Origin of the sequence: Roseburia sp. AM51-8 (genome assembly GCF_003478275.1) — a bacterium.
GTDB lineage: Bacteria > Bacillota > Clostridia > Lachnospirales > Lachnospiraceae > Pararoseburia > Pararoseburia lenta.
The window spans coordinates 1-11,284 of the sequence record NZ_QUEY01000010.1 but is presented as its reverse complement, the minus strand read 5'-3'; the positions used below and the strand labels follow the sequence as shown (position 1 = coordinate 11,284).

The window sequence follows — 11,284 nt, the reverse complement described above, 5'->3', positions numbered from 1 at the left end:
CCGGTGTAGCCTTCACGCAGTGAAGCTGTTGGAATAAATGCGACTTTCTTATTTTCAATTTCTTCCTTTATCAGACTTCCTACACTTGAAAAGTGCGAACATAAAAATAATTTCATCAATATTCTCCTTTATAAATTCCGATTGAGATTTCACCTGTTTTAAGAGATTTAATAACTGTTATATCTTGTTATTAAGTTCTCCGCAAACCCTTGAAAACACTGGATTTATCGCAGGTGAGCTTTCCCTTATTGTTTCCCTTGTGTTATATCGTCCCGTCAGTGTTTACGAACTCTGATAAGGGCAAATACAAGGGCAAGAAAAATCTATAAAACAGTATAACACAAAATAAAAGTGACATGGTGAACTGATTGAAATGCTTCTGATTTTTGTAACAAATGACTGATTGAATGATAAGGAGATTCTATACGATGAGAACAATATTTGCAGAATACAATCCACATAGAAACAGCATTGATATTTATACTTCTGCTGGTTATATGCTCCGCATTGACTGTTGGGAAGCTGAAAAGGATTTAAAAACCACACCCGGATCAGACTGTGCATTGAACGCACTTGCCATTGATGAGCCACTTGAATATGTAAGATTGTATCTTGATGGAACGATGCAGATGTGGGTAGATGCAGAAGATTCGTTAGAACTATGGTGATTTTTTTCAACAACACTGAGGTTACTTTTTTCAATATCATTTATTGAGAATAGTCATTTTACCGTGCATATATATTCAATATCTTTTTATCTATTATAATGAAATCAAGGGCTGGTCTAATGCCAGCCCTACAAAATGAAAATTCACATAGAAAATAAATTTACAATTTTTCCGATATTATCAACAAATACAAACATAATTTATATTATCGTATCTATTGATATGTATTTCAAATAGTTACCAGAAGTTTTGAAAAGTTTTCAACTTCTTCCCTTGTGTTATTATCTAAATCTCCTAATTTTATACTGATACATCAATAGAATTGCGAACTAACCTATTACCATTTTTGACAAGAGTAGATTCCACTGATTCTCTTGTGACATTATCAAGAATGCTTGTATCAAACTTTTGTCCCGGTTTCCAATTTGGATTAGCTGATTTCACTGCTGCATACATAGCAGCTCTATACTGTCCTTCGTATTGCTCTAAAGTCCATGTGCCACTTAAACGTTTGTCTTTGCTTACACTTAACTGATAATCTTTGAAAATATCTGAACGCTTAGTTGTATCACCATTTGAAATACCGTTTTCCTGAATAAATTCCCTCTTCACATTATCAAACATCTTTTGACGATATTCCTCAGATACACTCGTGAGTTGCTGCCACGATGTACCCTTGCCGGTAACATCCATTCCTGCCACCCCATTTGCATTTAGCAAATCACCATCCGAATCAAATTGCTTCATCAGATTCTTAATAATGGTATCTCTTCCTCCGAATGTTTCATATATCATTCTTTCTTCTGGTGACATCATGGCTTCATTTTGCATAACACCAGATAACCAGCCTTTTTCTTTCAAAGCCTTATATTGTTTGCTATTTGTATTGATGCCATTATAAGTATTGCCTAATCCACTAACATTCATCGACATATAAAAACCTCCCTGTAAATACATTCAAAATCCGTTTAAAATTAACTTAATGCTATATAGTATATATCGTCATAAATCTCCAAGAAATAAGTTTCACCGTTAAGTGCCCTCCCAATTATACAGGTGGTTCACAATCTTTTAATAAGTATCGCAGTTCCATAACAGTCACAGCAATTTTATATTTAACTTCGATTTCAACTTTTTCTGGTGGATTGGCTAAAAGCCTGTCAATATCTTTTTCCTCAACACCAGCCATTTTTGCTATCGTTAGCTTGGATATGCCATGATAGGAAACAAGCACTTCCAAAAAACTGCTTAGTTGCCTATCCTTATCTTCAATCGCTCCAAAATACAGAAATCCTGCTTTACTAAGTATTTTAAGACGCAATGCAGGATCATCTGGCAAACATTCCACATTTCCCTTTGCTACTCCATCTACTGTTTCTTCAGTTATTTCTAAATATTTTGAAAGAGTATTTTTATTAAAACGATACTCCTCAATTAAAGAAGTTAACATTTCTGAAATATTTTTTGTTTTTATCATATTTACGCCTAATCTCCCTTTTGTGCTCCGGGCAATTATAACTTTTCCAATCTTTCCAGAAACGCAACATAAAATTCTCTTTCTTTCATACAGGCTTGCTGAACCTCTATGCTTTTCGGAACATATTCCAGTGGATGGTCTAAATGATATAAAGCCTGTTTCGTTGCCTGAATTGCAGATTCTGTTGTGTTTCCCAAAATGTCGATGTTATCCACATCGCCCTCACCCTTCATCTGCTTATTCAACCTTTGTACCATCATCTGTGATATATGGCTCAACATTCCGTTTTTCTTTATTCCCATACCATTCGCATTTACTTCCTTCGCTGCTTCCATCCATGCGTCCTTTACCTCTTGCGGAGCATTCGGACCAATCATATCAAATGCTTTTTCGTCAAAATCTACATCTGACATATATGGATTTATACTCTCATTTTCCTGTTCAGCACGTTCTGTACTAAATTGAGGAATATTATCCTGTCTGCGCCTGTTTTCGTATGGCACACCATTCATAGAATAGTTGGAACTAATCTGCATATATCAATACCCCTTTTTTATTTGAATTGCATTATATCACTGTATTATGGAAATCAAGGCTGGAATTTATCTGCTGTCACTTTCTTTTCGTTTTCCAATTTCTTTTCTGTAATCTTCCATAAGCCTAACACAATGGTCTGCTATATCCTGCATTCCAAGTTTTTTGAAAAAAGCAACCTGCATTCCCATCATTTTTTCACAAACAACCATTTTCTGTTCATCTGCATTACTAATAGCAAGCCATGGGAATGCTTTATATCTTTTAGTGTCACCAATAAGAAAATTATACCCTATCAACTTATCTTCGCGAAAAACAAAATAGAATTGAGGTCCTGAACCCGGAATCGATTTTTCCATAATTCGTTGCATTGTTTTCACCCCACCGTATGCTGGAATAAAACCTATTTGCTCAAGAGCGTTTAAAATACCAGGTTTTTTATCTGTAGGTATGTCTCTATAATTTATAATCTGCTCCATTTGCTTTGCCCTCATTCAATTTAGATTTGTCAATTTCATTAAATAATAATTAATTGGTCAGTTTCGGCAATTCATTTTCTTCAACCGAAACTGCTTCAAGGTCAATATTTGACCAGTATGAGCCAATATCTGATCTTGTAAAGTATTCAAAATTACCCGTGGAAGATTTCAGTTTTCCGTTCTTGACTCCATTACAGACATAAATCAGTTCGTAGCTTGTCCCATCTGAAAGGTTAAATCGAAAACTGGTCACATCTCCTCCTGTTGTCTCCTCAACTTGCTTTTCCATCAATGACAAGTCCTCAAACTTATCATACAAGTCTGTTATGTCAGTTTCTGCAACGACTACTTTCTTTTCCGCTGATACAGGTACTCCCGTATAGTGTACATTTCGATATTTTCAACTTCTCCAATTTCAAAAGGAAAGTCAATATTAACTTTTTCTCCGTTGCAGCCGACTACCCCCATCATCAAAAGCAGCAAGGTTATCATTCCTATCATTTTTTTCATATCATCACACTCCTTTGCAACTCCAAAGTTATTTTACTTGCGCTCCATAAATCCTATGATTGAAAAATCAATCCTACAATAAGGCAGTTCATACTTTCTGTCATCCATTTGTCTCATACACTTCATTGTCTGTTCATACTTGTATATATATCTTATGCAAACATATAATATCTGCCTAAATCATCAACTTTATATGCATTATTTTTCTGAGTGGTGCCATAATTATCCCCATAATATATCTTTATTCCTTTCAAATTTTTTGTCCATGTACTTATGTCTGCACAATCATTTTCTGCCGCCAAACATTTTCTGGCAGTAGCATAACAGGAACCCGACATATCAATTTCCCATGCTTTGCTGGAATCACCATCATACGGAATATATGTAACTCCATTAGGAGTCAAAAATGTAAAACCATCTTTTTCGCGTTTCAGATTTCCTGATATCTCAAGTAAAGCATATAATCCTGCCGTAGACCGCTGTGAACTTACCGGATATTTTTGAAATTCATCAGCTAATTTATTCAGCGTCTCTATATCTTTATCGGATGTTATGATTACCGAAACTCCTTGTGCCTCATTTCCCTTTATCGACAAATAATTTAACCCTGTCTTTGGATCACGATTTACTACCAATCCCCCCTGTAGCGGTATTTCCTTTATATCAATATTTCTTTTGTCAGACAAATCATTCAAAAGATTTTTCAGTTCACTTGTCATGGTTACATTATACGAAAATGGCTGATCCATATTAATCAGGAACTCCATTCCTGTTTTCTCATCTCTTTGAATTGCTAATTGATCTTCTCTTATATAAAAATCTTTTCCTGTCTGCTTATCTACAATCTCATATGCTGCTACTCCATTCACATATGTAGCATCTTCAATTTTATATCTTTCTGTCTCTATTGGTAATTCAATATCTTGAGAGATACTATTTTGTGTATAAATTCCAAAGTTACTATAATCTGTACTGTTTACATAGGAATCCCTTGTGCTAATCTTATTATTTATACACTCTTGGGCTTTATTTATTGCATCAGAAAAATTTCCTACTACATTTCTATTATTTTTACTGCATAACATACTTTGTTGTAAGTAACCATTCTCTATTCTCATGATTCTCCCTCCCAATCACTTGGGTTTTATTGAATACTCCATTATAATCCTTAGAACACCAGAAAGCTGTATCTATCTTATTACAGCTTTCGATATCCGCATAATTCAACGCATACTACCATCCCAAATTGTCTGCACCAAACCTTAATTCCCCTATATGTATAACGCTGGGCGGTGTCAATTGTTGGTTCACATTCTCTGCAAATCATACACGCTCTTGCAATATAATGTATTATCAGCTCCGTGCCTGTGCTTTCTGTATATTATCTGACCAATACTTATTGCTGAAAAAATCCCCATTTCTAGGCAAATTTCTGAACATATCCATAACAATATCATATGACAAGCCTGATGTGTCCACAAACATCTCTTTCCCATCTTTAGACTTAACTGCAATTCCATTATCACCCACATACGCTACTGTATTGTCATCTAATTTCTGTATTGATCCCGTCATTTCCGCAAATTTCTTTAGAGCGAACTCCCCGGATTCTTCACAAAGTTTTCGGAACTTTTCTGCATCCTCACCTACCATATACGGATATTTTCCGTCTCTAATATACCATGAAATTCCCGTTTCTGAATCCGTGTATTTAGGATCCGTTAATGCCCACTCTTTCAGAGGAACACCCTGATACCATGCTGTCATTTTTTCACTGGAATCATTGCTTATTTCTGGTTCATCATTTTGCATTTCTTTCTCAGCAATTTCATCCTGCCCCTGTTCATCTATTCTACATGACACGTTATATTTTAATGCCTCATAGATTTCTTGAACATTTGCATATTTGTTAACTGCTGCAACATCCGGTATCTCTAACACTTCCTTTTGTTGAAAAGCCTGTGACTGGTTATATTTTGAACCAGATTTTCTTCCTGCATAAATATTGTTATTTACAGCGGTATTTATCATATTTACCATATTTATAATCCCTCCATCAGCAATATAATCTAATTTTTTATTATAGACTTAAAGTAATCCATATATTTTCTCAATATGCCTGTCTCATATAAAGCGGCATCATAAGACCCCGTTTTATACAAATCGGCGATACACTTATTGAAGTCATCCACATAATTTTCCTTTTGGAAATAATCATGATGTCCTGAAGAAAGTGCCGTTGGAACACAGCTATCTGTTTTTGTATGTGCTGCCAACGCAGCCATTTCCAAATAAGACGCATTATTTAAATCTATGTCATTGATATAAATCCGTTCTTCAAACTGCTGTCCGTATTCATCGTTTCCTTTTGCAATTACAATCGGATTCTCGTCCGTTGAGTCTTCTGCATAATTCAATGCATACTGCCGTCCCAAATTGTCTGCACCAAACCCTAATTCTCCTATATGGATCACGCTAGGCGGTGTCAGTTGTTGATTCACAGTCCCTGCAAATGTCTTTTGAATATTCGGTCTGCGATATGCTGCTGTCTGACAGCCGTATGTATATGCAGAATTAGTATTGATACTTAGCATAATATCACCTCTTTCAATTATTCAAATATCCCTGATCCAGTTCTTCTTTCGACCAGACTCTTTCATACGTTCCACCAATTTCGTCAAAAACCTTTTGCCATGTAGAAAATTTATGGATTTCCTCCATGCTATCCTTGTTATTCTGAAGCCATTCATACAGCTTTTCATACATAGAACCAGAAAACCGGACACTCCAATTGTTTTTATAATTTTCATTGTCACTGTATGACATTCCATCAGCTCCTATGGATATAATGCCCTGATCTGTCCGTTTTGCCATTCCCCTAATTTCTAAATCAGCCCAGATAAAACCTTCTTCCCGGCTCTCAATTAAATTAGGGTATTTGTCAAAATACATCTGCGCTAATTCTTCATACCTCTTCCGATCCGCTTCATTTTGCAGAAGAACCTTGCCACCTCTGCCTTCTTCACCGTCTTTTACTAAATACTGGATGCCGGTACCTGAATGTGTATTTAATGTAAATCCCTGCAAAGTCTCCACATCCAGCGAATCTTTATCCATTACATTCTGCAATGCATCTTTTAATTCATCATCTAATACCAGGGCATCGTAACTCATCGTTCCATGCTCAGAAATCAAAAACTGCTTTCCTGTTGTTTCATCCTGTCTTATTTTTATATCAGAATAGGAAAATGCCCCCAAACGCTCCCCGTCTTTATTGTATATATCAAAACATTCAGCTTCATTATCGGGTACGATTCTATAATTTTCGGATTCGTACTCTGAATATTCCTGTTTCAAAGTATTTATCGTTTTTCCTGACAGTGCCAGATAAGAATCCATCACTGTACTTTTCTTAGCACGATTGATATCCGCTCTACTGCTAATATCCTCCTTATCCACCGTCTGAGCCAAAGTGTCAGCCCACTTATTCTGGTTCCGATTTGGTTTTAGGTTGTTATAACCTGTTGAATAACGGCTCTCCGCTCCTATACTTCCAATCATTTTTTAAATTCCTCCCGACATTTTATTCTCTTATTTTAGATGCCAACACGGTATAAAATTCTTTTTCCTGTTGCAGATATGCTGCCCTTTCATCTGTAACGGCTGCCAGCGGATTTTCTATTCTCTCCAATACTTTGTCGATAGCTGCTAAATAACTTTCTTTCGTTTCACCAAAAATATTGTCATCACCACCTGTCAGAAAATCCTGCTCTACCGATAGCTGCGTTAATATACTGGTTACATCCGTCTGAAATGGATTAAAACCAGTTTCTTCCAATGTTTCCTGCCATGCTGCCTTGACACTCTGCGGCACTGTCTGAAGGTAATAACCACTCATATAAGCAATCTGCTTTTTGGTTTTTTCGTCTGCAAACTGATAGGTTCTGTTATTCGCTTTTTTTGTACTTTTTACTTTCGATGGAATATAAGACCAGTTTGGTTCTCCATTACTACCAGAAGTAATTAGCTGTTCCTTTCCAACTGTTCCTATATTTGAAAAAGAGATTCCCATAAATCCACCTCCAACAGCTTGAAGTTTTAATAAAAAATTTTATTCAACCACTTCTTAAAGCGGTTCATACTTTCTGTCATCCATTGGTCACACTCTAGCTTCAAACATACTTTGGCTAACACCTTTCATCCACATATTCTGTGCTGCTCCATATCCTTTTTCCTGCCCTATATCATACAATCCACTGCTGTCAAAGCCTATTTTCAACACTAAATCATTTTCTTTCTTCCAGCCATTCTTAGCATATTCTAGCCATCTCTTAGAATAAAGTTCATACCCTGCACCATTTTTAGATTTTTCCTTAAACAATGCAAGTAAATCTGTACCATCCTCTGCAATAAAAGTACCATTTTTATATGTCGCATTGCGTGCATCATATCCAGTTGTCTCATACACTTCATGTAATCCAAGTTCTCTTTTTTTCCTATGTTCAAATGACTAAGCACTATTTATACTTACTATTTGCATTTGGCAAATTAAGATATGTATCCATACTTTTCGTCCAAAGCAACGATAAGTCAAACTTTCCCAATTTATTTAAATCTTCTATGCTTTTTTTGAACATTGCGATAAAATCTCTTCTGTCGTTAAGTCCCATATTACCAGCTTCAAGCGGCAGAGACGTGAAACCTCCCTGCTTTTCCACTTTGTAATGTGCCTCCAATGCACGCATTTCGACTACTGTAGCATTTGATGGATTAACATCATTGATATAAATTCTTTGCTCAAACTCTTTCCCGTTTTCATCCACACCTTTCGCTAACACCACAGGATTTTCATCCGTCGAATCATCCGCATATTTAAGACAATAAGAAAGACCTGTACCATTACCTCCTGTCCACAACATATTATCTGTTGTAAATATCTGATATACCTTTGGTGTTTCTGCCGTATAAAATGTCTTTTCCGCAGATGCAGGGGCTTTCCTATTGTTGCCTTTTTGTTGACCATACCATGAAGATACTGTATTTAAATCAGAACCAACGTACATACTTCTGTTCCTCCAATTTCAATATCATTTTTGCATCATGCATAAAATTATTCTCCTATTTTAGATGCCAACACTGTATAAAATTCTTTTTCCTGTTGCAGATATGCTGCCCTTTCCTCTGTCATTGCTGCCAATGGATTTTCTATTCTCTCCAATATTTTGTTGATAGCTGCCAAACAGCTTTCTTTCGTTTCTCCAAAAATATTGTCATTACCACCTGTCTGAAAATCCTGCTCCACAGATAGCTGCGTTAATGTACTGGATAAATCAGTCTGAAATGGATTAACCCCCGTTTCTTCTAATGTTTCCTGCCACGCCGCTTTTACACTCTCCGGTACTGTTTGAAGGTAATAATCACTAATATAAGCAATCTGTTTTTTGGTTTTTTCGTCTGCAAACTGATAGGTTCTGTTATTCGCTTTTAACTGTTCATATGCCGCCTGCGCATCACTGTTCGCTTCTGACTCATACCAACCATCTTTATTTTTGCTATATTTCATACCATTGACCGTAAAATCTTTGGAAGTGTCTATACCCAGATAAGACATAACATCCGTAATTCCCTCTGTATACCGGGCATATTCCTCCTTTGAATGTGCTACAGTAGTCATTGTCCCACCTGCATTTCGCAGCATGGATGCCAATGCATCTGCCATTCTCTGTGCTTTTACATATGATTGTGTATCATACGGATTATCTCCACCAGAAACCTCTACTCCATGCGCCGTAACCGTAAGCACATGACCTCCATTAACACGGATTCTTTGCCCTTCCGCAATATTAACAGAATTATTCTGTCTGCTAAGTGACGAACTCTTCGCCAATTTTATAGGTGTTTTTAACACTTGAACCAAATCTTCTACCGGATTTAGTAAGTGCTGCGACATCGCCTCATTATAGGTTTCCTTATCTTTAATAGCTGTATTTTTGTAATTAGATGTAAGTCCTCTTGTATTAGGATTAATATAACTTGATATTGACTGCATTGTCTCAATCTCCTTCGTTTTTTCTAAATTCTCTTTCCTTCTATGTCCAAATAGCTAAGCCTTATTTGTACTTACTATTTGCATTTGGCAAATTAAGATATGTATCCATACTTTTCGTCCAAAGCAACGATAAGTCAAACCTTCCCAATTTGTTTAAATCTTCTATGCTTTTTTTGAACATTGCAATAAAATCTCTTCTGTCGTTAAGTCCCATATTACCAGCTTCAAGCGGCAGAGACGTGAAACCTCCCTGCTTTTCCACTTTGTAATGTGCCTCCAATGCACGCATTTCGACTACTGTAGCATTTGATGGATTAACATCATTGATATAAATTCTTTGCTCAAACTCTTTCCCGTTTTCATCCACACCTTTCGCTAACACCACTGGATTTTCATCCGTCGAATCATCCGCATATTTAAGGCAATAAGAAAGACCTGTACCATTACCTCCTGTCCACAACATATTATCTGTTGTGAATATCTGGTATACCTTTGGTGTTTCAGCCGTATAAAATGTCTTTTCCGCAGATGCAGGTGCTTTCATATAATTACTTTTTTGTTGACCGTACAATGAAGATACGGTATCCAGACCAGAACCAATGTTCATATTTCTGTTCCTCCAATCATTTTATCTGAATTGTACCGTCTGCCATGAAAAACTGTACGTTTAACTCAGACATAATATCTTTGTGCTGCGTCTGTTTATATGCTAAAATTTCCCGGATATCGCTTGCGTAATCCTGATAGGTCAGATTCCCTCCCGAATATTTAATAGGTCATCCAATGCTTTCGGCAGACCATGTCCCTCCTATTTACCATTGCATCTACCCATTTATCACATTCATTCCTTTTGAAATGCTTTCAACTTTCACCGAATCCTCAAATGTGACTGTCATCTGTGTATCGTAAGTTTTCCATTCAAACTGCGACCAGCTTACACCGTTACCGGTATGCTCATAAGCCTTGATTGCATCGTTATATTGCTTTTTTTATCGGATAAAATAACTTGTTCTCCCAGCCCCATATCATCACACTCGTTTACAACCCCAAAGTCATTTTCCTTGCGCTCCATAAATCCTATGATTGAAAAAATCAATCCTAAAACCATATGATTCTTCTGTCAATCAGAACCAATCTGCTTTCTCCTATCGGAGTCCAAGCATACACACTCTTGCAATATAACGTATCATCAGCTCCGAGCCTGTGCTTTCTGTATATTATCTGACCAATACTTATTGCTGAAAAAATTCCCATTTCTAGGCAAATTTCTGAACATATCCATAAGAATATCATATGACAAGCCTGATGTGTCCACAAACATCTCTTTCCCATCTTTAGATTTAACTGCAATTCCGTTATCACCCACATACGCTACTGTATTGTCATCTAATTTCTGTATTAATCCCGTCATTTCCCCAAATTTCTTTAGAGGGAACTCCCCGGATTCTTCACAAAGTTTTCGGAACTTTTCTGCATCCTCACCTACCATATACGGATATTTTCCGTCTCTAATATACCATGAAATTCCCGTTTCTGAATCCGTGTATTTAGGATCCGTTAATGCCCA

Annotated in this window: 17 protein-coding genes and 2 pseudogenes; 1 reads left to right on the top strand and 18 read right to left on the bottom strand. The window is 36.4% G+C overall.

From position 1 onward, the window contains the following. Window positions 1–116 (bottom strand): annotated as a pseudogene (locus DW996_RS12805) (Type 1 glutamine amidotransferase-like domain-containing protein); the annotation flags it as partial. Between the two features lie 312 nt (window positions 117–428). On the opposite strand from DW996_RS12805, the gene DW996_RS12800 reads away from it, so the two are divergent. Next, a complete protein-coding gene (locus DW996_RS12800; RefSeq protein WP_109258176.1) occupies window positions 429–668 on the top strand; it encodes a DUF6061 family protein in 240 nt (79 codons plus the stop codon). Window positions 669–968: 300 nt separating this feature from the next. Here the strand turns inward: DW996_RS12800 and DW996_RS12795 are convergent, their stop codons facing one another. The 17 genes and pseudogenes from DW996_RS12795 to DW996_RS12720 all read right to left on the bottom strand — a co-directional run. Then, window positions 969–1,595 carry a DUF3879 family protein gene (locus DW996_RS12795; protein WP_109258190.1) on the bottom strand — a complete coding sequence of 209 codons (627 nt, stop codon included), beginning with the start codon at window positions 1,593–1,595 and terminating at the stop codon, window positions 969–971. Window positions 1,596–1,716: 121 nt separating this feature from the next. Continuing rightward, window positions 1,717–2,145 (bottom strand): HTH domain-containing protein, encoded by a 429-nt coding sequence (locus tag DW996_RS12790; protein ID WP_109258175.1) that lies wholly within the window; start codon window positions 2,143–2,145, stop codon window positions 1,717–1,719. Between the two features lie 35 nt (window positions 2,146–2,180). Continuing rightward, a complete protein-coding gene (locus tag DW996_RS12785; RefSeq protein ID WP_109258174.1) occupies window positions 2,181–2,681 on the bottom strand; it encodes a hypothetical protein in 501 nt (166 codons plus the stop codon). Between the two features lie 66 nt (window positions 2,682–2,747). Beyond that, window positions 2,748–3,158: a hypothetical protein gene (locus tag DW996_RS12780; RefSeq protein WP_243098784.1), complete on the bottom strand. Its 411-nt coding sequence runs from the start codon at window positions 3,156–3,158 to the stop codon at window positions 2,748–2,750. Between the two features lie 49 nt (window positions 3,159–3,207). Next, a complete protein-coding gene (locus DW996_RS13515) occupies window positions 3,208–3,447 on the bottom strand; it encodes a hypothetical protein (RefSeq protein ID WP_243098783.1) in 240 nt (79 codons plus the stop codon). 56 nt (window positions 3,448–3,503) lie between these two features. Further along, a complete protein-coding gene (locus DW996_RS13510) occupies window positions 3,504–3,668 on the bottom strand; it encodes a hypothetical protein (RefSeq protein ID WP_243098782.1) in 165 nt (54 codons plus the stop codon). A 152-nt stretch (window positions 3,669–3,820) separates the two neighbouring features. After that, on the bottom strand, window positions 3,821–4,786 hold the full coding sequence (locus DW996_RS12770) for a hypothetical protein (protein ID WP_109258171.1): 966 nt from the start codon (window positions 4,784–4,786) through the stop codon (window positions 3,821–3,823). Between the two features lie 235 nt (window positions 4,787–5,021). Further along, on the bottom strand, window positions 5,022–5,708 hold the full coding sequence (locus DW996_RS12765) for an H-NS histone family protein (RefSeq protein WP_109258170.1): 687 nt from the start codon (window positions 5,706–5,708) through the stop codon (window positions 5,022–5,024). Window positions 5,709–5,737: 29 nt separating this feature from the next. After that, entirely contained in the window at window positions 5,738–6,169 is a 432-nt protein-coding gene (locus DW996_RS12760) for a hypothetical protein (protein ID WP_147403565.1), read from the bottom strand. A gap of 106 nt (window positions 6,170–6,275) precedes the next feature. Then, window positions 6,276–7,229, bottom strand: a complete 954-nt coding sequence (locus DW996_RS12755) for a hypothetical protein (RefSeq protein ID WP_118536170.1) — start codon at window positions 7,227–7,229, stop codon at window positions 6,276–6,278. 22 nt (window positions 7,230–7,251) lie between these two features. Next, the gene (locus DW996_RS12750; RefSeq protein ID WP_118536168.1) at window positions 7,252–7,740 is read right to left on the bottom strand and encodes a hypothetical protein; all 489 of its coding nucleotides are present in this window, start codon (window positions 7,738–7,740) and stop codon (window positions 7,252–7,254) included. Window positions 7,741–7,827: 87 nt separating this feature from the next. Continuing rightward, window positions 7,828–8,136 carry a DUF4885 family protein gene (locus DW996_RS12745; protein WP_243098781.1) on the bottom strand — a complete coding sequence of 103 codons (309 nt, stop codon included), beginning with the start codon at window positions 8,134–8,136 and terminating at the stop codon, window positions 7,828–7,830. A 49-nt stretch (window positions 8,137–8,185) separates the two neighbouring features. Continuing rightward, the gene (locus DW996_RS12740; protein ID WP_118536166.1) at window positions 8,186–8,731 is read right to left on the bottom strand and encodes a hypothetical protein; all 546 of its coding nucleotides are present in this window, start codon (window positions 8,729–8,731) and stop codon (window positions 8,186–8,188) included. A gap of 47 nt (window positions 8,732–8,778) precedes the next feature. Next, on the bottom strand, window positions 8,779–9,717 hold the full coding sequence (locus DW996_RS12735) for a hypothetical protein (RefSeq protein ID WP_118536164.1): 939 nt from the start codon (window positions 9,715–9,717) through the stop codon (window positions 8,779–8,781). Window positions 9,718–9,778: 61 nt separating this feature from the next. Further along, on the bottom strand, window positions 9,779–10,324 hold the full coding sequence (locus DW996_RS12730) for a hypothetical protein (protein WP_055288156.1): 546 nt from the start codon (window positions 10,322–10,324) through the stop codon (window positions 9,779–9,781). Window positions 10,325–10,651: 327 nt separating this feature from the next. Further along, window positions 10,652–10,825, bottom strand: coding sequence for a hypothetical protein (locus DW996_RS13105; protein WP_181968633.1), 174 nt, complete (start codon window positions 10,823–10,825; stop codon window positions 10,652–10,654). An 81-nt stretch (window positions 10,826–10,906) separates the two neighbouring features. Next, a pseudogene (locus tag DW996_RS12720) lies at window positions 10,907–11,284 on the bottom strand (H-NS histone family protein); the annotation flags it as partial.

Coding starts and splice junctions, on each gene's coding strand:
- DW996_RS12785 (WP_109258174.1), bottom strand. CDS start 2,681: ATGCAGATTAGTTCCAACTATTCTATGAATGGTGTGCCATACGAAAAC.
- DW996_RS12790 (WP_109258175.1), bottom strand. CDS start 2,145: ATGATAAAAACAAAAAATATTTCAGAAATGTTAACTTCTTTAATTGAG.
- DW996_RS12755 (WP_118536170.1), bottom strand. CDS start 7,229: ATGATTGGAAGTATAGGAGCGGAGAGCCGTTATTCAACAGGTTATAAC.
- DW996_RS13510 (WP_243098782.1), bottom strand. CDS start 3,668: ATGAAAAAAATGATAGGAATGATAACCTTGCTGCTTTTGATGATGGGG.
- DW996_RS12730 (WP_055288156.1), bottom strand. CDS start 10,324: ATGAACATTGGTTCTGGTCTGGATACCGTATCTTCATTGTACGGTCAA.
- DW996_RS12735 (WP_118536164.1), bottom strand. CDS start 9,717: ATGCAGTCAATATCAAGTTATATTAATCCTAATACAAGAGGACTTACA.
- DW996_RS13515 (WP_243098783.1), bottom strand. CDS start 3,447: ATGGAAAAGCAAGTTGAGGAGACAACAGGAGGAGATGTGACCAGTTTT.
- DW996_RS12770 (WP_109258171.1), bottom strand. CDS start 4,786: ATGAGAATAGAGAATGGTTACTTACAACAAAGTATGTTATGCAGTAAA.
- DW996_RS12780 (WP_243098784.1), bottom strand. CDS start 3,158: ATGGAGCAGATTATAAATTATAGAGACATACCTACAGATAAAAAACCT.
- DW996_RS12750 (WP_118536168.1), bottom strand. CDS start 7,740: ATGGGAATCTCTTTTTCAAATATAGGAACAGTTGGAAAGGAACAGCTA.
- DW996_RS12765 (WP_109258170.1), bottom strand. CDS start 5,708: ATGGTAAATATGATAAATACCGCTGTAAATAACAATATTTATGCAGGA.
- DW996_RS13105 (WP_181968633.1), bottom strand. CDS start 10,825: ATGGTTTTAGGATTGATTTTTTCAATCATAGGATTTATGGAGCGCAAG.
- DW996_RS12795 (WP_109258190.1), bottom strand. CDS start 1,595: ATGAATGTTAGTGGATTAGGCAATACTTATAATGGCATCAATACAAAT.
- DW996_RS12740 (WP_118536166.1), bottom strand. CDS start 8,731: ATGTACGTTGGTTCTGATTTAAATACAGTATCTTCATGGTATGGTCAA.
- DW996_RS12800 (WP_109258176.1), top strand. CDS start 429: ATGAGAACAATATTTGCAGAATACAATCCACATAGAAACAGCATTGAT.